Source organism: Catalinimonas locisalis, from assembly GCF_038039535.1.
Lineage (GTDB): Bacteria > Bacteroidota > Bacteroidia > Cytophagales > Cyclobacteriaceae > Catalinimonas.
Map to the genome: position 1 here is coordinate 10,760 of NZ_JBBPHP010000042.1, position 22,253 is coordinate 33,012.

16 protein-coding genes are annotated in these 22,253 nt (G+C 43.8%); 3 read left to right on the plus strand and 13 right to left on the minus strand.

What is annotated here, in order from left to right:
• Positions 1–33: 33 nt before the first annotated feature.
• From WJR50_RS28360 to WJR50_RS28380, 5 genes are all read right to left on the minus strand, one after another.
• Positions 34–762 carry an SGNH/GDSL hydrolase family protein gene (locus WJR50_RS28360; RefSeq protein ID WP_341296701.1) on the minus strand — a complete coding sequence of 243 codons (729 nt, stop codon included), beginning with the start codon at positions 760–762 and terminating at the stop codon, positions 34–36.
• Positions 750–2,165 carry a sulfatase family protein gene (locus WJR50_RS28365; RefSeq protein ID WP_341296702.1) on the minus strand — a complete coding sequence of 472 codons (1,416 nt, stop codon included), beginning with the start codon at positions 2,163–2,165 and terminating at the stop codon, positions 750–752. The genes WJR50_RS28360 and WJR50_RS28365 overlap by 13 nt, the downstream gene beginning before the upstream one ends.
• Positions 2,152–5,121 carry a glycosyl hydrolase gene (locus WJR50_RS28370; RefSeq protein ID WP_341296703.1) on the minus strand — a complete coding sequence of 990 codons (2,970 nt, stop codon included), beginning with the start codon at positions 5,119–5,121 and terminating at the stop codon, positions 2,152–2,154. The genes WJR50_RS28365 and WJR50_RS28370 overlap by 14 nt, the downstream gene beginning before the upstream one ends.
• Positions 5,122–5,181: 60 nt before the next feature.
• Positions 5,182–6,660 carry an L-arabinose isomerase family protein gene (locus WJR50_RS28375; RefSeq protein ID WP_341296704.1) on the minus strand — a complete coding sequence of 493 codons (1,479 nt, stop codon included), beginning with the start codon at positions 6,658–6,660 and terminating at the stop codon, positions 5,182–5,184.
• 110 nt (positions 6,661–6,770) lie between these two features.
• Entirely contained in the window at positions 6,771–8,018 is a 1,248-nt protein-coding gene (locus WJR50_RS28380; RefSeq protein WP_341296705.1) for an MFS transporter, read from the minus strand.
• Positions 8,019–8,291: 273 nt separating this feature from the next.
• Between WJR50_RS28380 and WJR50_RS28385 the strand changes: the two genes are divergently transcribed.
• Positions 8,292–9,047, plus strand: a complete 756-nt coding sequence (locus WJR50_RS28385; protein ID WP_341296706.1) for a GntR family transcriptional regulator — start codon at positions 8,292–8,294, stop codon at positions 9,045–9,047.
• Between the two features lie 473 nt (positions 9,048–9,520).
• Here WJR50_RS28385 and WJR50_RS28390 read toward each other — a convergent pair whose 3' ends face one another.
• Together WJR50_RS28390 and WJR50_RS28395 are read right to left on the minus strand one after the other, a co-directional pair.
• Positions 9,521–10,846, minus strand: a complete 1,326-nt coding sequence (locus tag WJR50_RS28390) for a Gfo/Idh/MocA family protein (protein ID WP_341296707.1) — start codon at positions 10,844–10,846, stop codon at positions 9,521–9,523.
• Positions 10,847–10,861: 15 nt separating this feature from the next.
• On the minus strand, positions 10,862–11,656 hold the full coding sequence (locus WJR50_RS28395) for a 3-keto-disaccharide hydrolase (protein WP_341296708.1): 795 nt from the start codon (positions 11,654–11,656) through the stop codon (positions 10,862–10,864).
• A 364-nt stretch (positions 11,657–12,020) separates the two neighbouring features.
• Between WJR50_RS28395 and WJR50_RS28400 the strand changes: the two genes are divergently transcribed.
• Positions 12,021–12,908 (plus strand): protein-signal peptide and transmembrane prediction, encoded by an 888-nt coding sequence (locus WJR50_RS28400; RefSeq protein WP_341296709.1) that lies wholly within the window; start codon positions 12,021–12,023, stop codon positions 12,906–12,908.
• A 148-nt stretch (positions 12,909–13,056) separates the two neighbouring features.
• Here WJR50_RS28400 and WJR50_RS28405 read toward each other — a convergent pair whose 3' ends face one another.
• The 3 genes from WJR50_RS28405 to WJR50_RS34290 all read right to left on the minus strand — a co-directional run bounded on the left by WJR50_RS28405 (position 13,057) and on the right by WJR50_RS34290 (position 15,146).
• Positions 13,057–14,658, minus strand: coding sequence for a sulfatase family protein (locus WJR50_RS28405; RefSeq protein ID WP_341296710.1), 1,602 nt, complete (start codon positions 14,656–14,658; stop codon positions 13,057–13,059).
• Between the two features lie 67 nt (positions 14,659–14,725).
• Positions 14,726–14,857 carry a hypothetical protein gene (locus tag WJR50_RS34285; protein ID WP_445223498.1) on the minus strand — a complete coding sequence of 44 codons (132 nt, stop codon included), beginning with the start codon at positions 14,855–14,857 and terminating at the stop codon, positions 14,726–14,728.
• Positions 14,858–14,987: 130 nt separating this feature from the next.
• Positions 14,988–15,146 (minus strand): alpha-L-rhamnosidase N-terminal domain-containing protein, encoded by a 159-nt coding sequence (locus tag WJR50_RS34290; protein WP_445223499.1) that lies wholly within the window; start codon positions 15,144–15,146, stop codon positions 14,988–14,990.
• A 539-nt stretch (positions 15,147–15,685) separates the two neighbouring features.
• Here WJR50_RS34290 and WJR50_RS28415 point away from each other — a divergent pair.
• Complete coding sequence (locus WJR50_RS28415; RefSeq protein ID WP_341296712.1) at positions 15,686–16,801, plus strand: fatty acid desaturase family protein; 1,116 nt, start codon at positions 15,686–15,688, stop codon at positions 16,799–16,801.
• A 331-nt stretch (positions 16,802–17,132) separates the two neighbouring features.
• Here WJR50_RS28415 and WJR50_RS28420 read toward each other — a convergent pair whose 3' ends face one another.
• From WJR50_RS28420 to WJR50_RS28430, 3 genes are all read right to left on the minus strand, one after another.
• Positions 17,133–19,439, minus strand: a complete 2,307-nt coding sequence (locus WJR50_RS28420; protein ID WP_341296713.1) for an acyl-CoA dehydrogenase family protein — start codon at positions 19,437–19,439, stop codon at positions 17,133–17,135.
• A gap of 483 nt (positions 19,440–19,922) precedes the next feature.
• Positions 19,923–20,201 carry a hypothetical protein gene (locus WJR50_RS28425; protein ID WP_341296714.1) on the minus strand — a complete coding sequence of 93 codons (279 nt, stop codon included), beginning with the start codon at positions 20,199–20,201 and terminating at the stop codon, positions 19,923–19,925.
• A gap of 162 nt (positions 20,202–20,363) precedes the next feature.
• Positions 20,364–22,241, minus strand: coding sequence for an FAD-dependent oxidoreductase (locus WJR50_RS28430; protein ID WP_341296715.1), 1,878 nt, complete (start codon positions 22,239–22,241; stop codon positions 20,364–20,366).
• Between the last annotated feature and the right edge of the window lie 12 nt (positions 22,242–22,253).

Here is a 22,253-nt window from a genome sequence, read left to right on the forward strand (position 1 = left end):
AAAACCCATAAAGGCTAAACTGAACACGCACTACTATTTCATCCCTACACCATTTATAAACCAGGGTAACAAAGTGTGCACAATAACCTCATGGCCTTTCTGGTTGGGATGGTTAACATGAGACATATAGGTTTCAAGTGATTCTCCATTTTCCAGTAACTTCTGAAACTGAGCGAAAGGATCAGCCAGCCCGATTTGATATTTCTCTGCCAACCCTCTGATCTGCTCCGCATGTTTTGCCAGCGGGTTCTCGGGTTCCAGTATATCCACCCTTTGGTCGGGTGAAGGAGTTAATAAAATGACTTTGATATCCTGTGCTAAAGCTGATTGTATCATCTTTTCCCAGGCTTCACGGGCTTTCTCCAGTCCTACACTACGATCGTTCAGGGCATAGTCTATCATCAACACATCCGGATTATGCCTGAGCACTTCCTCTTCAAAACGCTTTTCTCCCTGCACAGAATTCTCCCCTCCTATAGCGGTCACAATTACATTGATCACGGCGTAAGGATATTGCGCTTTGAGCTGATGCAATACCATATACGGATAAGATTCAAGAGTATGCACTTCATGATCATGCCAGTAGCCGGCGGGGACCGAATGTCCATGAAATACCAGGTTGATCGTACGATTATCCGGCCATGCTTTATTCAGTTCTTCCTGAACCTCTGTTAAATAAGTAGTTGTATCCGCTACCGACTGGGCATCTAGTTGCATTTGAAACATCAATAGCAGAGCAAAAGGAAGCATCATTTTTCCCATGTGTGAAAATCATCATCTGTTTGATCAATCCAGTTTTCTAATTCTTTTTTAAACTCAGCTTTCAGCTTCTGATAGTTGGGTTCATATGCCAGGTTTTGCGTTTCTCCCGGATCTTTCCACAGGTCAAACAACTGCTCGTTTCTCTCTCCCTGATTGTAAAAATTATACTTATACCTCCTGTTTCTGATCATCCTCCCGTGGCGGGTGGAATCTTCCTTGTCATCGGCAAGTTGTACGACCAGATAGTCACGGAGTCTTTCCTCAGGATTTTCCAATACCGGTCTGATGCTTTTGCCCGTAAAAGCTGGTGGATTTTCAATCGCTGCGTAATCGCATATCGTAGGTGCCAGGTCAACTCCCGAGACGAGTTGTTCTCGGTCTATCACAGCTTTCGGTATATGACCTTTCCAACTGATGAGAAAAGGTACAGTAGCCGCTTCTTCGTACAAGCTTAGCTTGGCCGCCCAGCGGTGTGCCGCCGCCCCATCTCCATGATCGCTGGTGAGCAAGATGATCGTATTTTCGTCAAATCCATTCGCTTCCAAAGCCTGTGTTACCTTGCCAATTTCTACATCTACCATTTCCATAAAGCGGTAATAGTGGTAGAGATAAGCCTGCCAGTCCTCTCTGCTGTAATTTTTGGTTAATAATAGCTCATCGCCATAATGATCTAGTAAGCGCTTCTCCTGTAGAAACTGTGGTTCATTGGCAGTAATTTCAAAATTGGGTGGCAAAGGAGGCAAGGTATCTATCTGATCTGCTTTGGCATAGTCATCCGGCCTTCGGGGGACATGACAGATGTCATGAGGATTATGAAACTGCACCGTAAGCAAAAAGGGATTCTCCTCCTCATAGGTGTTTAAATAATTTACCGCAGCATCGGCTATGGGCGCATCAGTATCTTCTCCCAACGCCCAGGATTCGTCCAATGAACGAAAGGGCAACACTTTAAAGCCGGGAACTGAGTCTGCATCATGCTGTTGGGGATAAGATTCCGGCAGATGCCATTTCCCTGCCCAGGCAGTATTATATCCGGCTTTTTGAAAAATCTGACCAATGGTAGGATATTCAGGATTGATATTCGTGGAATTCCAGACTACGCCCGTCTCATGCGGCATGCGACCCGTAATGATACTGCTTCGGGCTGGGCCACATACAGGTGAGGTACAGTAAGATTCCGTAAAATAAACACCACTAGCTGCCAAAGCATCCATTGCGGGTGTATTCAGGTTAGGGTTACCCAGATAGCTGATTCCATCGTTGATATGCTGATCTGTCAGGATGATCAGGATATTGGGTCGCTGCGCTTCCTCATCAGTTTCAGCCTTGGTCTGACAGCCTGCGATCAGCAGTATAATCAATGATACGAAAAGTAAATTTTGCAAAGCACTATTCTTCATCATAAACAATGGTTGTTGTAAAAATAAGATGTACCGGACCTAACAAACCGGATTCCAGTAATGGAGCATCCTCCCAGTTTGTCCCCCGGAATGCTGTGGAGATATTGGTTTTGGTAAAGTTCTCACCTGTCCTGGTATCGCCTACAATACGGTTAGACCAGGTATTGGCCACTTCTATTTTAAGCTGATTCTCACCTTCACGGAGCAGACCAGTGACCTCAAATCTATGAGGTTCAGACCAGCTAATACCTAAGAGTTGACCATTCAACCATAGCTCACCTACTTCAGAGATTTTGCCCAAATCAAGCGTAATGCTGTCAAAGCCTTCGGCATCTTCGGGATCAAACTGGAAGCTTTTTTGGTAAGTAGCAGTTCCTGAGAAATAGCGTATACCTTCCTCCTCAGCTTCCGTCCACGACATGAGGGATGGAAATTCTGCTGAAGCAGGAGCGCCCCAGTTTTGAGGAAAAGAAACTTGCCATGTACCTTCAATAGGTTGGGTTTTCAAGTGACTGTCTATGCTTAAAGAATTACCTCCTTGTTCTAAGGTAAACGCTCCTTCTTCTAGAAAGCTGACACCTTCTTCAAGGTAAATTAAACGAGGCGGATGTTCGCCATCGTCAGTAATCTGTTCGTAATGAAAAGATGAGCTTTGCGTTTTAAAAGCAACCAGATAAGCTCCGTAAGGCGGCAGAGAAAGTGGAATTTGTATGCCCTGCTCCTGCTGTTGATAAATACCTGCCGGGACTACTTCCCCGGTGACAGGATCCCATATCTCAGGTGTTTTATCCTGCTGGCGAAAAGTACATGTTCTTGATACCCACTGATCGGTCGTATTACTTACCAGATAAAAATCCATTTCCTGCTTCTGATAATGGGTATAGTCCAGTGCACCCATACTTTGATCAGAATAGCTGAAGTCGGCAGGAATATTAAGTTTTTCCAGCATTTGGCCGGGAGTGACTTCTGAAAAAAGGCCTCCACTTTGAAGCTGTTCTACCGAAAATTCTAAAGAATAGGACTGCCACAGGCTATTCGCCAATGAATCTACTTTTTGTGAAGCACGAGGCTGCTTGCTCAGACCAACAGAATTTTCAGGCTGAGGACCAACAATGATGGCTCCAGCTTCAGCCAGTTGGTTCAATTTTTCCATCACCTCCGGATTTACCCTGCTTTCCTCTCCTAAAGCCAAAATTTTGAACTTTGCCCCATTGGATAGAGTCAGCTCTCCGTTTTCTACAGATAGGTCGTTAAGCAAAATTTCGGTATTGACCACTTCATACTCATAACCTGCTCCTGCGGAAAATCGCTTGTTTTTAGGTGCGACAAAATTGGGCACCTGATCGCCATAATAATACAGCACATCCGCCACAAAATCTGTTTCCTGCAGGATATAGGAAATCCGTGCCAGGTAATCATTAAAGGGCTTGATTTTAGGCCACCACACCCGCCTGTCATTGTAGTGTGTACCCGCATGATAAACAATACCCGGATAACCCATGCCCTCTGGATTATGCGAAAAACCATGTACCACCACCCGGTTCATGCCTTCACTAAAAGCACGATTAGCGAGAGGCTTCAGATCAAAAGGTCCTTCCTGCCAGTGCTGAAAACTGGTAAAAGACTCTTCCTCTACAATACCTCTTTGATAAATATGAGAAGCAGCCGCTACTTCCTTCACCAACCAGAGTATATCCACACTGTCTTCAGTATAAAAGTGGTGATTTACCCAGAACTCTCCTCGCGGTACGTCCAGCGCACCCAGAGCTTTCAAAGCATCTACCGGAACATTGTGCAGAGGGGCACCCGGTCCTCCCGACTCGGAAGTAATCTGTAAACCGTACTGATTGCAAATCTCCCGGGCTTTGCCGTAGTGATTTTGCGTGATGAGGTGCGATAAGGTCTTATTAAAATCCTGCTGAAATTTTTGGGCAGTTTCCTTAGCTAAAAACTGCTCATCAAACAAGGCAGGAATAAACTTATCAATGGAGTAGCCGTGAATGGCTTCAAAAGCAGCTGGCAAAGAGGAGGTCCAGACAGAACCGGTCGCTTCGTAGCTGGCAAGGTAAAAATTCTTCAAAGCTGTATTTTTGAAATCTCCCAGTAGCGGCTGCAGCTTATTGATGAAGTGCATGAAATGCGCACGGGTCGCTGCCGAATCATAATGATCTATAATCGGTGCCATGGAATTAGGACTGGGCAGTTTGAGCTGTTCACCCGAGTTAGAACATACATAACGATAAATTTCCCACTCTCCTGCCGGAGCATCCCATGCCAGTTTTCCTGTCGCTGTATCTAAGTTCACACTAAGGCTGATGATTTCAGTAGTATCCGTAAAGCCGGTTTTATGGGCAGGAAAGGCCAGGACCGCAACTTCTTCATAATAGACCGGCTTGCCATCATCACCAAACTCAATCAGGCGCTGTTTACCGCTTTCATCCGTCTTTGGTATTTCCGGGAAGGGCAAAGTAATTTCCTGTGCTGAAGGTCCGGAGACAGTAGTTTTAGCATAATACAAGGACTTGGCAGCATGTTCAGGTTTGATCCAGGTCCCCCCGGCATTCCAGCTGCTGGCCAGGTTCAAGCCTACTGCTAAGTCTAGCTTAGTAGCTTCTTCAATGGCCAGGCGAATGGCGTTCAATGATTCCTCTCCCATAAAAGCAGGACCTGCCGGGATCATATTGTCCGGATTGCTGTAACGCGCAGTGCCGATCTCAAAAATATCTACCCCCCCAATGCCTGCTTCTTTAACTGCACGTAGCTCTTCTTTCAGGCGGGTAGTATCCACATAACCGTTGAGCCACCACCAGTACACTTTTGGTTTCGCCTTATTAGGAGGGTTCTGAAAACCTTCTTTGAGGCTATGATAATGGTCAATGTTTGTCTCTTCAGGCTGCTCCTGACAGGATATAAGCCATAAAATCAGGCAAAAGAGTAAGATGTATTGCGTAATTTTCATGTAAATGCCTTAGGTTAATCTTCAGTCCACAGGACAAGTTATTAAATGCACATCAGTGTATTACTCAATGATGACTGATTCTATATTCAGATAATCAGCAATTTTCTGTATGGTGCGGGCATGATGCCCTATGCCTAAGGCGAAGTGATGCGTAGGACCAGCTTTAATCCAGCGTTGCAAAAAGGTTCTTACATCTGGCTTAAAAAATCCCCGGGTGTTGGTATTGCCGGTAGGCGGAATAGGCCCTTTGACGGATTCTCCTTCTGCAATGACAAACTTGAATTTGCCCTCATAATCCGAGCTGATACTGAGCATGGTAATCGGCCCTTCTTTGATTTTAAATTCCACTCCTGCACCAAAGCCGGGTTTTCCGTGATACTTCTTCAGGCTACGCAATACCGGCCTGCCTTCAGCAATGGCGATATTATGCGGTCCGTCATGACCCACCAGCACAAAGCCTTCGTTGAAGTCTACCGGATGGAACTCCGCAAAACTTCCACCAATATCCAGACGATCCATGATCAGCATGGCAATGCAAGTCTTCATATCAGACTCTCCGCACATCGGGAAACCGGAGGCGGTAAGCAGTGAATTACCGACAATGAGGTTAGACATTACCAATTGGGTAAGGCTGTTTGCTTCTCCCTCATAGTAATAGGCCAGACCATCCAGTTTCTTTGTCTCCTTAAATTTTTCCAGCGCCACACTTACCCGGGCGGCTACTTCCAAATCTTCATCTTTTAGTTTTTCTGAAATAGGATCAGATACCGGGTCAGGCGTGTCAAAAAAATGTAGTATTCGCTTACTGGCGTTGCTGATCTCTTCTTCACTCACATTATTGTACTGGCTGACAATCTCGTTCTCCTCACACTGCACTATATGCAGGCCAAAATGAGCAGTAAACATGGTAGCGTCAAAGTGCATGTCCAGCATGGCTTCTATGGGGTGACCAATATGGCCGATGCGAGAGTTTTTGAGATCATGTAGTACAGTAGCAATTTTACAGTACTCCTCAATTTCTATTTCTACCTGTGGATCATCGTGTAGCGTTCCAATGATCATATCAGGTACTTTTTTACCCATCCTTACTGCCACACCAGCAAATTCCGGCAGGGAACAGATATCATCATTGTACAATTGCAGATAGGTAGAAGCTTTTTCATAATCAAGGGCTTTGTGGGGTTGCAGTGCTACCAGCACAATAGGCATATCCAGACTTTTGATGATCACGCCAAAGGTGCTGGAAGTAGCATAGGTAAGCATATCACAAAAAATCAGATCCAGATTAGCCGCCTTCAGCTTCTCTACCATCTCATAGGCATCAGCAGCTTTATCTACCATCCCAAAGTCAGTAACTTCTACCTCATATTTTGTAAGCATTTCAATAAAGACAGTCTGCTTCTTCAGCAGGTCTTCCAGCAATCCGTCAAACTGTTCCCAGTATTTATGATAACCTACGCCAAAGACACCGATTTTGGGGGCGGTGGATTTTCGTCTTACAATTCCGTACTGCTCCTGATTTTCAAATTCTTTTTTCATGAATATTAAAATTTGTACATGAATTTTATTGCTTTACGCACTAAGGTTTAGAAGCAAATTTTTATCTCTCTAAACCAATTATCTGTCTTTAACTTTTCGCTATTGTTCCTTCAAGATGAATGCACAATCAGGGGTGTATGTATCGGCCTGATCTGACGGACAAATAGAATAAAAATGATGAATGCCAGAGGATACATTAAGCCTGAGGCAATCCATAATGGCTGATATGAGTAATTTTGAATGATTAGTCCAATCAAAGGATTGAGCAGCAAGCCCGAAATTGCCCCGGCAGTACCTGACAGTCCTACCACAGTAGAAGTAGCCTGCTTACCGAAAATATCAGAGATTGCTGTAATGTAATTGGTGATCCAGAAGCCGTGGGCAAACATGATCAGTGCCATCAGGGCAATGGCTACTTCTACCGTGCTGACCCATTCTACGAAGGGAGCCACGATGGTCAGCAGGGCAGCAACGCCCATGACTACTTTTCTTGCCTTATTGACTGACATCTTTCTTTCTACCAATTTATCCGAAAACCAGCCACCTATCACATTGGAGATACCCAGTGCCAGAAAGGGAATCCAGAAAATATTACCTACACTATCAAAAGAAAGCCCTCTTTGTTCATTCAGATATTTAGGTATCCAGAACATAAAGAAGTAGAAGACCGGGTCCAGCATAAAGCGAATCAGAATAAATATCCAGGCTTCTTTGTTTTTAAGAATGGTTTTAAATGGAAGAACTTGCTCTTTTTGGGGTTCAATCGTCGGTTCAGGAACAGTCTTAGCAGCTATACGTTTCTTCCAGGGAACCATTAGCCATACTATTACCCATAATAAACCTACCAGTCCGGGAATGACAAAGCCGCCTCTCCAACCAAAATAATTAGCCACCCAGATGGTGAGCGGAGGGGCGATTACCGCACCTATGGCTGCTCCACCGATGGCAATCCCATTGGCTAGCGCTCTTTCCTTCTCACCAAACCATTCGTACACGGTACGGGCTGCTCCCGGGAAACAGCCTCCTTCTCCCATCCCCAGTAAAAAACGGAAAGCCACCAGTTGGTAAAAACCTGTCATGAAGCCATGCAAAGTATTGGCGACTGACCATAAAGCTACGGAGGCTCCCAGACCTATTCTTGCCCCAACCACATCAATCAGCCGTCCTCCCAGAGTAAACATGATGGCGTAGCTGATCAAAAAGCTGGTATTGACCACACCATACTGTACATCGGTGATATTGAACTCTTCCTGAATCTTGATGATAGCAATGGAGAGCACTTGTCGATCCAGGAAACTTAAACCTGTAGCTATAAACACCAGGCTTACTACCAGCCAACGTAAACGAGTTTTTTTCATATCATCTTAACGCACTAAGTTAGACTTTTCAATATATAATTAAAGCTATCAGGAAAGCAAGCAATATGATTCAAATATTGTTTTATTATTAATATTTAATGTGAATATCTGTTAATATTATTAATTTTTAATGAATTTATTTTTATTATTGCTTTTATTTAAATGAACTCTATGCGTACGATCTCCTTAACTTAGTGCGTTATAACTTATTTTGCTAGATATATTCTCATCTTTAAAAATTCTAGCTTATACTCGTGCCAATCAATTTTTAGGATGAAGCCAAAGTTTATTACCATCAGTGAAGAGATCATTGAAAGAATCAAGTCAGGTGAATTACAGCCAGGTGATAAAATTCCTTCTGAGAATGAACTGATCAAAACATATCAGGTCAGTAATACCACCGCAAGAAAAAGTCTGCTGGAAATTGAACTCAAAGGTTGGGGAAGAAGAATCAAAGGAAAAGGTACTTTTGTGTTGAACCGTACGCCTGACCATCATCTGTTACGTACGTTGGGTTCTATCACTGATACGCGCATTGGTTTTGATGAAAAGCTGAAAGCGGAAGGCTTCACTCCTAAACATATAATCCTGGAGAAAGTCATTTTACCTGATGGCATCTCCTCGGAAATCGGAGGAAAGCACTATATCATTGAAGGACCGGTGGTAAAAATTCACCAGCTCCGCTACGCTGATGAAACTATCATGAAGGATGAGGTCAAATACATTTCTTTGGAATTATGCCCTAAAATCAACCTCATGCCTACTGAGGTTTCCTACTTCAGCATTTATGAAAATAAGTATCAGCAAAAGATTACAGGTGTTAACCAGACATTGAGCGCAGATATCCTTAAGCCGAGCGATAAGGCAAATAACTTTGAGATTTCTGCGCCTATACCGGTATTCCTCCTTGACAGTGCTGTCCTCAATGAAGCAGGGCAAACTATTGAGATTGAACGCTCTTACTACCGGGGCGATAAATATAAATTTGCCATCCTGGCCCATCCTCAATTTAACGATATAAGTCACTAATTTTTGTGTTTAGCTATTGCTAATTCTTAATGAGTAGCACTAATAATCTTTTAGTCTCTGTCTTTAATCCATGCTATTCATTCATACACCAGCCAGACAGTAGTTGTCACATTTTTATTGGTTCTGAAACGTATCCAGTGGGATTGAAAAGTTGACAAATAATTTGTTAGTAGTATTCTGCCCGCTGAGTTTTAGGTTTTAGAAGGTTGAATGCCGGATTCTGTTGACCATGAATTAAGTTTTATGATTCGGTTTGAGGTAATACTTTGATGCAAATTTAATTTGTTGAAACAAATGGTAATTATTGACCTTGATAGTTCAAAATATGATAGCACTATCTAAAAAAGGAGACTTAGAAAAGTCATCACATGTATCACTAATTTTGAGATGACACTTTGCTTTATACTTTCACTATACTGCGGCGGCCAAGATTTATGGCCGTCGCAGATACCCTTTAGACGAACCGGCAAACGTTAAAACGAACGGTAATCTCCCTCCAAGTATTTGTTGGCCTTTTCTTCAGCGAACTTAGCTGACTTTGCATCCCAGTGCAATGTCTGATCGGGAAAACGACCGGCAATAACACCTAAAAGAATGGTTTCGGTTAATTTGGCGGCATAAGAAAACGGAGCACTCGTTTCTGCTTTGCCCAGACAGGCATCCACAAACTGATGGTAGTGCTTTTTACCTTCACTTTCATAATCACGTACCGGTTCTCCCATGTCATACTTGGATACATCCACTTCCTGATATTCTCCATCCACAATGAGCCGGGGAAGCATCTGAAAATGGGGCAGATACAATCTTCCTTTCTCTCCTATAAACATAGCTCCCTGGTTATGTAATGCCTCACCCCCGGGTAGCATAAGGTCTTCACGCTGCTGATCAGCACCGGCACCATCATACCAAACCCATTTTAGCGTATCGGCAGTATATGCTGTACCTGGAAACTCGTAGGTAACCATGTTTTTTTCGGGATAGCCAAAGCCATTTGGTTTCCTACAGTTAGTAGTGATCGTATTGGGCACATCAAGCGCCAATGCATTGTAAGGTGTATCAAAAATATGAACGCCCATATCTCCCAAAGTACCGCAACCATAATCTACCAGCTTGCGCCAGTTTCCGGGGTGATAAACGCCTTCTTTATAGGGTCTTTCTGCCGAGGTTCCCAACCATAAGTTCCAGTCTAAATGTTCAGGTACAGGGTCTTTCCCCTGAGGAAGTGGACCGTCATATCCCCAGTTTTTGGGGGACCAGGCGCGCACCGTATGCACCTTCCCTACAATGCCTGACTGTATCATCTTAGTGGCCAACTTATAATCGTAAAAGGAGTGTACCTGAATACCCATCTGGGTTACCAGCTTCTTATCTGCTGCTAGTTCCTTCATCGCTCTTGCTTCACTTACATGATGGGTCAGAGGCTTTTGACAGTATACTGGCTTATCCATTTGCATGGCCATCATAGAGGCGGGAGCATGCGTATGGTCAGGCGTTGATACAATCACTGCATCTATCTTTTTACCCATTTCTTCAAACAGGACTCGGTAGTCGGAGTAGGTCTTGGCCTGTGGGTGTTCTTGGTGAGCAGCTGTCAGATTGTTAACATCCACATCGCAGAGGGCCACCACATCTACCAGATCGTGGGAAGAAATAGCTTTCAGGTCGGCAGCACCCATATTGCCCACTCCGATATGGGCGGTACGTAGGCGTTTTTCCTTCACAAAAGCCCAGGCTCCTGAAGGTATAAAAGCAATGGAAGATAAGGTGGAAGCACTTTTTAGAAATTCTCTTTTATTCATCTTGAAAGCTAGCAGTTAAAGTTTTTTGATTTTAATATTTCTGAACCAGATGGGGCTGGAGTGGTCCTGCAGCCCGATATATCCGGTTTTAAATTTTCCATAATCGGGGCTGTTCTTCCATTTGTCTGAATTTTTTTTCTTCTCCCAGGCTTCGTCCCAGGGAACAAAAGACAGCAGTTTTTTGCCATTGAGCCAGTGTTCTACTTTCTCAGGGGTAAAAATAATCCTGGTAGTATTCCACTCGCCGGTGGGGTGTAATATCTTATTAACAGTATCGGCGGGATGCATGGCGTAATCTGAGCCAGTACGTTGCAGGGGTTTCAGTTCTTCAGGCTTTTCGGTATAGCCTAGACTCAAATTATAATCAGTCAGGTCGTGGAGTTTTGCATAATTTTCATCGTCAATAAGCTGGTATTCAGGGGCTACCTGGGGTGGACTGTCGTAGCCTTCTTTCAGGTGATAAAAAATACCGCTATTGCCTCCCGCAGGAATTTTCCACTCCAGATAAAGTTCAAAGTTTTCAAACTCCTCTGCACCATAGATGATATCTTTTCCTCCTTCATAGTCTTGCTCTAAGGCTAACTCAGGATCAAAAGTAAGCTCCTCATTTCTGATAATCCAGCCGGGGGGAAGTACATCAGCATTGTAACCACGCCAGCCTTCGGTAGTGCTGCCATCAAATAGGTAAATCCAGTCATCAGCTTCGGGGGTGGTATCAGCGGTGTTTTCCGATTGATCCACTTTTTTTTCTGTAGTACAGGCAAACATCATCAACAGTAACAATGGCAAGGTCAGAATTTTCTTTTTCATGTTTACAGAGTGGAGATAAATGGTTAGTGAAGTTGTGTTTTGTTCATCATGGTTGTATTTCAGCCTCTAAAGTAAACTTTTATTCGGCTCCGCCAAAAACATTGCTCCAGTATGAATAGCCATTTCTTTCCTTCTAAAAAAGGCTACTCCCATCTTTTCCTCCTACTGTTTTTTTAAATAATTCCTCTGCAATAATTAGCGACCTTAAGCCCAAATTACATACAGGATTCATAGTGCGTGAAGGCATCAATATAATTAGCTATTAAGAAAAGGAGTCTTTAATTTTTAAGTATTTATAAGGATTTGCCTAAAGATGTTAATATCTTTTGATAAAGGTCACTCCTACTAAACATAATTCAATAAGATGAATATGAGTATGCTACCACTCGCCCTGAATTTAACGGTATTCATATTAACTGCATTAGAAATGACTCACTCCGGATGGATTGAAAAGGAAGAAGAAAAATATCACTTGAATTTGCGTTCGCGAACCGAAGCTGAGGATGGTTCCTATAAGGTTGAGGAGAAAGAAGTCATTTGGGAGCCAAGCAAAACCGCCTTTATCATCTGTGATATGTGGGATGAGCATTGGTGTAAATCAGCCACTCAAAGAGTGGGAGAATTAGCGGGGCCAATGAATGAAATCATCAAGGAGGTACGTAACAAGGGATCTTTGATCATTCATGCTCCCAGCAGTGTAACGTCTTTTTATGAGGACACTCCGCAACGCAAAAAAGCAAAACAGGCGCCATTTGTAAGTACACCTAAGCCATTATCTACTTCTCAACGATGGGGTACTGCCTGGTGTTGGCCAGATGAATCCAGAGAGCAACCTTTGCCCATAGATGATACTGATATGGGGTGCGATTGTGCTGTAAAATGTGAAATTCGCGATGCCTGGACCCAACAAACACCCACCATTGAAATGGCTCCTGAGGATGCCATTACCGACAACGGTCAGGAAACGTTTAACCTTCTGGCACAGCATAAGATTGAAAATGTAGTACTGCTGGGAGTACATCTGAATATGTGTGTGCTAGGTCGTCCCTTCGGCATTCGTCAAATGGTGCAACAAGGGAAAAACGTGGTGCTGATGCGTGATATGACAGATACTATGTACAATCCTGAGATGGAGCCTCGGGTAAGTCATGTTAAAGGTACCGAATTGGTCATTGAGCATGTAGAAAAATACTGGTGTCCGAGTTTTACCAGTACAGACATAACTGGTAGACCAGCTTTTAGCTTTAGGTAAAGTATATTCTGTAACTAGATGCTTGTCTTCCATGTACTAAGGTTCTCTGAAAATTCCTTGTGTTTTATAGTGTCGCTATACAGAACCATACACAGAAAGTATAAACAACATTACCAGGGCAACCCAGGAGACGGTAGTCATAATTAAATTACTTATTATACAGCTCTATGTATCTTTCGTCCAGTTCTTCTGAATCCTTGTACTTGACTCTCAGCTCATTAAGCTCTTCATGCAGTCGGGCCAGTACTTCAGCGTATGCCGGGTTATTGTAGACATTTCTCATCTCCTGCGGATCATTTTTACGGTCGTAAAGCTCCCACTCATCAACATCGTGGTAAAAGTGCGCCAGCTTATAATCTTTGGTCACGATGCCGTAATGCCGTTTCACCATATGTGCCCCGGGATACTCATAGTAGTGATAGTAGACTGCATCTCGGTTCCAGCTTGCGGTATCACCTTTCAGCAAAGCCATCAGGCTTTCTCCCTGCATATCTTCTGGAGCAGCGATTTGAGCCGCTTCTAAAAATGTCTGTGCAAAATCCAGGTTCTGCACCATCTCATCGTTGGTAGTACCAGCGTCAATTTCGTTGGGCCAGCGTATTAAGAGAGGGGTTTTAAAAGATTCGTCGTAGATAAATCTTTTGTCAAACCAACCATGTTCGCCCAGGTAAAAGCCCTGATCGGAAGTATAAACGACGATGGTATTCTCAGCCAGCCCACTTTCATCCAGGTAATCCAGTACACGACCTACATTATCGTCTACCGAAGCAATACTGCCCAGGTAATCCTGCATGTAACGCTGGTACTTCCAGCTCGTTTTTTCTTTATCCGTCATATTAGGCCAGTTGGCTTCAAAATAATCAGCGATAGAATCCAGAATAGGCTGATACAAAAGGCTTTGCGCTTCGTTGATACGCGGATACTCATTGCCTTCAAAGTATTGTACATTGCGTGGATCATCGTTTTCCACCGCTGCTGATACAGCTCGGGGAAGCACCTTGTTATCGTAGCTCAGCAGCATTTCATCAGAAATGGTCATTTCAGCTTCTTTGGCCGCAGTCCCCCGGTTGCTGTAGTCGTCAAATAGGGTTTCAGGTTCAGGAAAAGTTTTGGCAGAAAACTCCTTAAATTTTTCGGGACTGGGCCACCAGGCGCGATGGGGCGCTTTATGCAGATACATCATCAGAAAAGGCTTTTCTTTATCCCTTTTGTTATCCAGCCAGTCAATGGTCAGGTCGGTGATGATGTCAGTGACGTATCCGGTGATGGTAGTATCGCCTTTGGGAGTGATAAATCTGGGATTGATATAATTGCCCTGCCCTGGCAAAATCATAAAATCATCTACACCTTTGGGGTTATTACCGAAGTGCAGCTTGCCATACATGGCGGTTTCGTAACCAGCCTGCTGAAACAGCTGAGGGAAGGTGGTTTGTGTGGTATCAAAGGGCATAACGTTATCAATTTTACCATTGATATGGGTATGCTTACCGGTCAGGATAGTAGCCCGGGAGGGAGCACAGATAGAGTTGGTTACCGAAGCATTGGTAAACAGCATACCCTCCTGAGCGATTCGGTCAATATTAGGTGTCTGTATCAGTTTATCAGAATAAGCACTGATCGCCTGGTAAGCATGATCGTCGGACATGATGAAGAGAATATTAGGCCGCTGAGGCTTGCCTTGTTCTTCCGTTTCTGAGCATGCGGCAAAGGCAAAAATTGAGAGCGTGATGTATAGTAGTTTTCTGATCATTGAGCTGCTGTTTTTTAGTTCAATTGGTTTGTCCACTCACTGGCAATATAGCAAAAGTATATTCACCTCACTCCCATCTGAAGCTAGGGGTTTCCAGCCCTTCAATCAAGTGTAAACTATTTTTGAGGATATGACCATACGTATTCTTCCAAGAGGCATCAGCAATAACCTCATCAGAAGAGCCATCGGCATAGTGGATGAAGAGTTTGGCTATAAAGGCAGGCTTACCTATTTCAACCATGTTTTTTCACAGTTTCCTTCAACTCCATTTCCTAAGGGGTAAGGAATTGTAAAAGCCGTTGCCCAGGGACACACCCAGGCAAGTTGGGCTATTCAGTAACATCGTATTCAGAGAAGTATGTCTTTTTGAAAAAATCCGTCCAGGCCGTATCCAGCACATTTTTCACGATGAGTTCGCCATTTATCTCAGTGGGATAATAACCAGTCTCATTAATGCACAGTCTTGCACTATCAACCTCGTTTTCTATACAGAATTCTTTACAAAAATGTGGAAAAGGATTGTCTAGATAAAATAAGGTATGTTAACTCGGCACTTTGTTCCATATCCGAGTCAGGCTAAGGAGGCTACTATAGCAAAGTTATCCTTTGGAAAATGAAGTACGGGGCAATTTATCATCACTATCGTAAATGGGCTAAAGATAGAAGCGGTTCGCCACAATTGGTAAAGAGCCTGGAAAGCCTTTTTAAAGCAATATAAACCTCTACCTGATCTGAGTATAGCAGCGTGCAACATACATGTTATTGAGGCAGAAAGAAGCCACATACTTCCAACACGTTCTGTATCACTGTTCGTCAGGGAAAAGTTTCAAGCACAGAATAAACGAAAATTTATATTATCTTTCCCCTAATTTGAACAATCCCCACGGACATTATGTAATAAAGGGGTATCATTATCGTTATACTATACAAAGCTACTCAGGATTTTTGCCCTGCCGGACGGCGTTTCCCCCCTCTTGTGCGGCCTATATTACTTGACCGCGCGTATAATTTTGTTTAACATTTATCTATGACTAATCAAACTCGTTTTGTTGATGCTAATCGCTCAGCATTTTTTCCTACTTTACGCAAGCGTGTAAATCATTATTTCAAAGAACAAGGCATATCGCCCTACGGCAATCGTAAAATGGCAGAAAAAACCATTGCCTTAACAATATTATATCTGGGTTCCTATGCTGCTATCCTTACTTTATCAGTGAATGCCTGGTGGCTGCTACCTTTTGCCATTCTGATGGGAGTAGGAAAAGCCGGAATTGGAATGTCAGTCATGCATGATGCATTGCATGGTTCATATTCTCGCAACGCGACTGTCAACCGTTGGGTAGGTTATCTTACATATTTTATTGGAGCGAATCCCGTGGTGTGGAAGATACAGCACAACGTTCTGCATCACACTTATACCAACATTCATGGTCTGGATGATGATATACGAAATAAGCTGATAATCCGCCTGAGCAAGCATGCTCCACTACAGTGGATTCATCGGTATCAGCATATTTATGTATTCTTTCTTTACGGTTTCAATACGCTGTTTTTCATCATCAGCGATTTTGTTAAACTGATTGGTTATCACCGTAGCGGGATGGTTAAACGTCAGAAAACCCGGATGAGCCTTGAGTTGACCAAACTGATTGCAACTAAAATTTTGTACGTATTTTTCACTGTGGCCCTTCCTATGCTGATCACCGCTTTAGCCTGGTGGCAAGTGCTGATTGGTGTGGTGGCTATGCACCTTACGGCGGGATACATTCTTACCATGATCTTTCAGATGGCCCACATAGTAGAAGAGGTTGAACAACCGTTGCCAAATGATGAAGGTAATATTGAGAATGCATGGGCTGTCCACCAACTGGAAACTACAGCCAACTTTGCCCGAAAAAACCGACTACTCAACTGGTATGTAGGTGGACTCAATTTTCAGATTGAGCATCATCTGTTCCCGAACATCTGTCATATTCATTACGAACAGATTTCACCCATTGTAGAGCAGACAGCAAAGGAGTTTGATTTACCTTACCATGAAAAACTTACTTTTGGGGAGGCGCTGGGCTCTCATATCAGAATGATGCGAAACCTGGGAGAATTAACTTCCCCCTTGCATGCTACAAAACCCAAACTAACATGAGGTAAACTACTGACCTGGATTTTAACTATACTATATCCTTTTAGTAAAAATTAGTACAAGTTCAATAGTCTATAGCTTTGCCTTTCAGCAAGCAAATTGGCAGTGCTTTTAAAGTAAAGACGGTATTCTTGCCAAAATATCAGGCTTATAGTTTACCAAAATTATTTTATTGAGCTTAATTGAAGTACTACAAAACAGCGGATAAAATATCATATTAATTTTGCTGGGGCGCTTAAATGGAAATGATCCAAGGCGTAATCATCGCTTATAGGTTAAGGAGTTTGGATCAGTCACAGTATTGTAGGGCGATGTGTATTGCATTCGCAATTGTTCAGTCATCTTTTATAAGTGCTGGTAATAATTTTTCAGGAATGCCAAAGGCCTCTACCAGTCCAGATGCTTCCTTTCTCAGCTCCCAACATAGCTGATTGACCTCTTTTCTGATGGCTTTCGTTTTGACACCCTCCATATAGCCATTTTCCAGATACCAGCCTTTGTGCTGCTCTATCTGAGTTAAAGCAAAAAGCTGACAGACCTTTGTTAATGTTTCTCTGCTATTTTTGTCTTCTACCTGCTGTATTCGTTCCACAAACTGCTCCAAAATCACCCGCTCAATATAAGCGAAGCCTACCTTGAGCATATGGTACTGGGTTTGATTAAAGGCGTCAAAGGAGTCCATTCCCTTATCAATATAATGTTTGAAGCGTGTGGCTGCGCTTTTCAGTATACGCATCTCGCGGTACCGAAAAGCCTTCAAATGAAAGTTATGGTCTAATAAATGCTCACTACTTGTTTCGCGAACGGCGAGCGGGTTTTTTTCTGCTATATTGATCCGTGCTTTATCAGCAATGTAGTTGACCATCCCAAAAAAATTAATGTCGGCAAATTCTTTTCTGAACTCTGCCAAGCGGCTTTTGGCTACCAACTGCATCAGCACTGTATTATCTCCCTCAAATGTGGTGTAGATATCCGTATCGTTTTTTAAGCGATCAATCCTGTTCTCTGAAAGATAACCTTTGCCTCCAAGCGCTTCCCGGCACTCCTGTAAGGTACGAGTTGTGTTCCAGGTAGACCAGGCTTTGAGCCCTGCAGCAAGTGCCTCTACTTCCTTTATGTCTTCTTTCGTCCGGGAAAGGAAACGCTGGGTCAGGTAGCGCAGGGCAAAGTGGCAGGCATAGGTGCTGGCAAGCAGGGGAAGGAGTCTGCGCTGATGGGTGCGGTAGTTAAGTATAGGCACTTCCTGTCCATTTTCAGGCCCAAATTGCTTCCTTTTTTCAGCATATCTGATAGCAATGGTCAGCCCCGTCTTAGCAGCACTCAAGGCAGAGCGGGCAATCCCAACCCTACCTCCTACCAGCGTGCTCAGCATGACAAAGAACCGGCGGTTGTCGCTACTGATCTGACTGTTAAATTTACCTTCATCATCTATGGATGCGTATCGGTCCAGCATGGCATCTCTATCTATTTTGACCTTGTCAAACCAGATACGACCGTTATCCACTCCATTTAGTCCCATTTTATGGCCATTGTCCTCAATCCGGATACCCGGTAGCAGTTCGCCCTGCTGATTTCGCAGAGGTACGATAAAAGCATTGACGCCATAATCTACCCCCTCAATCACCAACTTTGCAAATACAGTAGCCATCTGCCCATGGACGGCGGCATTGCCAATATACTCCTTACCGGCCTGTTCATTTGGGCTGTGGATGGTAATCATACCTTCCTGGTGATCGTAGGTGGCCGTAGTTTCCAGTCCTTTCACATTAGAACCATGTCCGGTTTCCGTCATGGCGAAGCAGCCAGGCAATTCCAACTTACCAATGGGCCGCAGGTATTGGTCATGGTGTTTCTTCGTACCCAGGTACAGCACACTCATACCCCATAAGCCAAACTGAACCCCAAATTTGATCACCATGCTCAGGTCGTGATAAGAAAGGGTTTCCATCACGGTAAAATACTTTTTAATATCATCCTCTCCACCGTACTCCGTAGGATAAGCCGTATTGCCCAGACCCTGATCCGCCAGAATTTTGCACCACTTCAACACTTGCTCGCGATACTGTTCAACGCTTATGTAGGGAGAAACAAAATCAAACTCTTCCTTAACCAATAGTGCTTTGACCTGCTCAATGGTGGCTTGCTCATCACCCTCTAAAGCATCCCTGATGATTTGAGGATCAAAGCTTTTGGTAGTGTTTAATTCATTGGTTTGGGTTGGATGCGCCTTGCGTTGTATGTGATAGGGCGACTCGCGGGACAGTACCCCCAGTTGAGATTCAACCCGTTCCAATGCATCTTTAATCGCTCCAGATGGTGAGACGTTCTGGGTATGTACATCGGCCAGCTTCAGGCCGGTCGTGGCCAGGGTACTCTTTAAATCATCCGACAGTTGGTCGGCATGTTGCCTGATGATCCGCTGCCATCCCTTTAAGGTATGTGGTGAAGGAGCTTGTTCCGGATTCAGGTGGGCATACAGGTATTCACGTTCGGAGTCGGTAAGCCAGCTAAATGCCATAATAGCTTCTCTGAGGTCATTGATTTCCTGCTCTGTCAGGTCGGCATCGGCCCAGGCAAGGTACAAAAAAGGAATAAAAGCGATGAGATTGGGATTTTCAAGGGCAGAATCAGTAGCAAGCATAATTATTTTTTTAAATCAACTGATGTGAACTCCGAAGGTTTTGTAAGAAAAGTAATTTAGAGTTTTTGAATCTATTTTACGAGACTTGCTTTGTTTTCAGCATCTTCAGGGACTTGGAGGGCTAATAGTTCACCGATAATACAGGGCAAACTTTCCATTCAATGCAATAAAATCACAATCATTAACTCAAGTATTACATCAGAATTAATGTGGTAACTTTGGATAATATCCTGGTTTTGAACCTAATAAAGGTCTTGGTAAACTTGTCGCATAAATGGGGAAACCAGCACCAAACTGCTTTACACACTTCAAAGTATTGGGCCGTTGTCAGTATTCTTTTTGGTGAGCTCTCATTGTTCTGCAACTTAAAATTGCAAATATTGAAAATATTGAGCTACCATTGCGCTGACTGATAGACCTAATCACCCAGGATGGTGCAATCATTCATATATCTTATTTCTATCCGGTGGCTGATACCATACACTAATGTAGGGATGATATCCAGGCTAAAAAAGATACCGATCTGCAAGCATACGGCATGTAGCTTATGACCAAATAGGCACTACCCTGCATGTTGAGCATTACTGATAAGGCCTGTCTTACACTTTCAATATGGAATAAGGGCCGCTTTCTGTATCTGTTGAAGTCTGTTCGCTCTATCTTTTTCTTATATCGCAGTAGTTCGTAAAAAAAGTAATGCTCGCTGTTAATTTCCAGATATTCTCCAGTAAGGGAGAGGTATACCCCCTCTAAATTGCACATTCTTGGTGTTCTTCGAGCGCACTTGAGAAATTCTCACGAGCTATGAGGTAAACAAAATCAAATTTTACTAAGCGCAGGCGCCCTTAAATCAAATGGAAAAAAGTTTCCAGGCAGCGCTCTGTTTTCTTCATATTTTCCAAAATATGAAAATAAAGAAGGAGCTTATTGTCCTTCTTTATTCTCTCTTTTCAGTTCCTGGTTAATAGGTTGTGACTGTAGGTCCATTGATGGGTTTTCAAGTATGCCTATAAATTCGTCCAGGTGCTTCTGATAGACTCCTCTGGGGTCGGTATTATGCTTTCTGGCTACATAAGCCGCATAGCCTACCGCTTCGCCCATCATGCCGCAGGTGCGCATGACCCTGGTACTGCCAAAAGCTACATGGGTAGTGCTGATGTCCCGACCGGCCATAAAAAGGTTCTCAATATTACGAGAGTACAGACAGCGGTAAGGAATGGTGTAGGGTTTAACTTTGATGTGTTTTGTAGCTGCGAAAAACTCCTCTCCGGGAAAGTACTGTGAGTTCTCCTGGTCAGGAAAATGCAGGTCAATGGTCCAGGTGGCGGTAACTGTGGCATCAGGATACATCTTGCCTTCCTGAATGTCCATCTGGGTGAGGATATGATCTCCCAGTAACCTTCTGGACTCTCTCTTTCCTCCGATATAGGCCACCCAGGCCAGTTCGTAGTTGGCATATTTTTCCTTCTTCTCATTTTTAAGATACGACCAGTTGCCATAAATCGCTCTCAGGTTATGATCTCTGATCTGTTCCGCCTCAGTAATGGTATTGAAGTTTCCGAAGCCGGTTTCCCACTGCCAGTCCGCTTTATGCTCATCAATGTGGTACTCGTCGGAGAACTGCATGGCCCAGGGAGTTTCCGGAAATGTGGTGACGGAATCCGTTTCTACCGATGCCCAGAGATTGGAAGTACCCAAAGTAAAGTCATCGGGATTTTCCGGAGCTAAAGATTCTCCGGTTTCTTCCTGGCTCTCACGCCCTACCCTGTAATCTGCACCTGCCAGAAAGCCTACTGTGCCATCGCCGGTACAGTCTGAAAACAGTGCTCCACTAAAACGGTACTCCTGATTGGTTTCAATGTTTCTACCAATTACTGCGATGATTTTGTTGTCTTTGGTTTCTACCTGATCAACATGCGTATTGAGAAAGAGTGATATTTTCTCTTCTGCATTTACGATGGATAACTTTCTGTCGTCCCCGTAGCGATCACCTTCGGGATGACCATTACCGGGATCACCATTATCCAGTTCCCGAACGATTCTACCCAGTTTTGAGTAATAGTTTTTATCTACATCTCCTCTGAGGTGTACCCTTATTTCTGAACTGTTGTTACCTCCCAGTACCGGACGATTCTGTATCAATGCCACTTTCAGACCCATTCTGGCACCGGAGATGGCCGCACAGGTGCCAGCCATACCGCCTCCTACTACAACGAGATCATAATGCCCTCCATCCAGAGGCTTGTCAGTAAGCCCTAACATTTGCTTCCTGAAAGCCAGCAATTCATCATTTCCCTGAGGTGGTGTGAAGTTTTTGTCTTTGGTAAAAAGCAGGGCGTCGCACCTGCCATCAAAGCCGGTCATGTCTTTTAGCGTAAGTTTTACCTCACTGTTCGGAATATCGGTAGTGCCGCCATAATACCACTGCCAGCCTTCCAGGCCAGTGGAACCAAATTCCTGTTCCAGAGGCTGCTCATTGATTAAAATTCTGAATTTACCAGGGCCTTTGGGATAGGGCGCCCAGTCTTTGGTCCTTACCCATATGTGGTAGGTGCCTTTTTCAGGAAAGCTGACTTCTGTTGAGGCATCCGGAACCGGCCTTCCCATGCCATGCGCGAGCAGGTAAGAAGATCCCATCACATCAAAAGCCTGCTGGTCAATTTTCCACCCTCCTTTCTCACTAAAAGATTCGGTTTCTATAAATACCGCAGATTTATCTACAGACTTCTGAGCACTGAGCTCCTGAACCCATATCAGGTTCGTGCATAAAATAATGAGCAATATCAATGGCAGTCTTTTCATAGGTTTGTTGTA

Bases quoted from the DNA above. Each gene is read 5' to 3' on its own strand.
- WJR50_RS28405 (WP_341296710.1), bottom strand. From the start codon at position 14,658: ATGATCAGAAAACTACTATACATCACGCTCTCAATTTTTGCCTTTGCC.
- WJR50_RS28420 (WP_341296713.1), bottom strand. From the start codon at position 19,439: ATGCTTGCTACTGATTCTGCCCTTGAAAATCCCAATCTCATCGCTTTT.
- WJR50_RS28375 (WP_341296704.1), bottom strand. From the start codon at position 6,660: ATGAAAAAAGAATTTGAAAATCAGGAGCAGTACGGAATTGTAAGACGA.
- WJR50_RS28425 (WP_341296714.1), bottom strand. From the start codon at position 20,201: ATGTGCAATTTAGAGGGGGTATACCTCTCCCTTACTGGAGAATATCTG.
- WJR50_RS28380 (WP_341296705.1), bottom strand. From the start codon at position 8,018: ATGAAAAAAACTCGTTTACGTTGGCTGGTAGTAAGCCTGGTGTTTATA.
- WJR50_RS28395 (WP_341296708.1), bottom strand. From the start codon at position 11,656: ATGAAAAAGAAAATTCTGACCTTGCCATTGTTACTGTTGATGATGTTT.
- WJR50_RS28365 (WP_341296702.1), bottom strand. From the start codon at position 2,165: ATGATGAAGAATAGTGCTTTGCAAAATTTACTTTTCGTATCATTGATT.
- WJR50_RS28415 (WP_341296712.1), top strand. From the start codon at position 15,686: ATGACTAATCAAACTCGTTTTGTTGATGCTAATCGCTCAGCATTTTTT.
- WJR50_RS28400 (WP_341296709.1), top strand. From the start codon at position 12,021: ATGAATATGAGTATGCTACCACTCGCCCTGAATTTAACGGTATTCATA.
- WJR50_RS28385 (WP_341296706.1), top strand. From the start codon at position 8,292: ATGAAGCCAAAGTTTATTACCATCAGTGAAGAGATCATTGAAAGAATC.
- WJR50_RS28370 (WP_341296703.1), bottom strand. From the start codon at position 5,121: ATGAAAATTACGCAATACATCTTACTCTTTTGCCTGATTTTATGGCTT.
- WJR50_RS28430 (WP_341296715.1), bottom strand. From the start codon at position 22,241: ATGAAAAGACTGCCATTGATATTGCTCATTATTTTATGCACGAACCTG.
- WJR50_RS28390 (WP_341296707.1), bottom strand. From the start codon at position 10,846: ATGAATAAAAGAGAATTTCTAAAAAGTGCTTCCACCTTATCTTCCATT.
- WJR50_RS28360 (WP_341296701.1), bottom strand. From the start codon at position 762: ATGGGAAAAATGATGCTTCCTTTTGCTCTGCTATTGATGTTTCAAATG.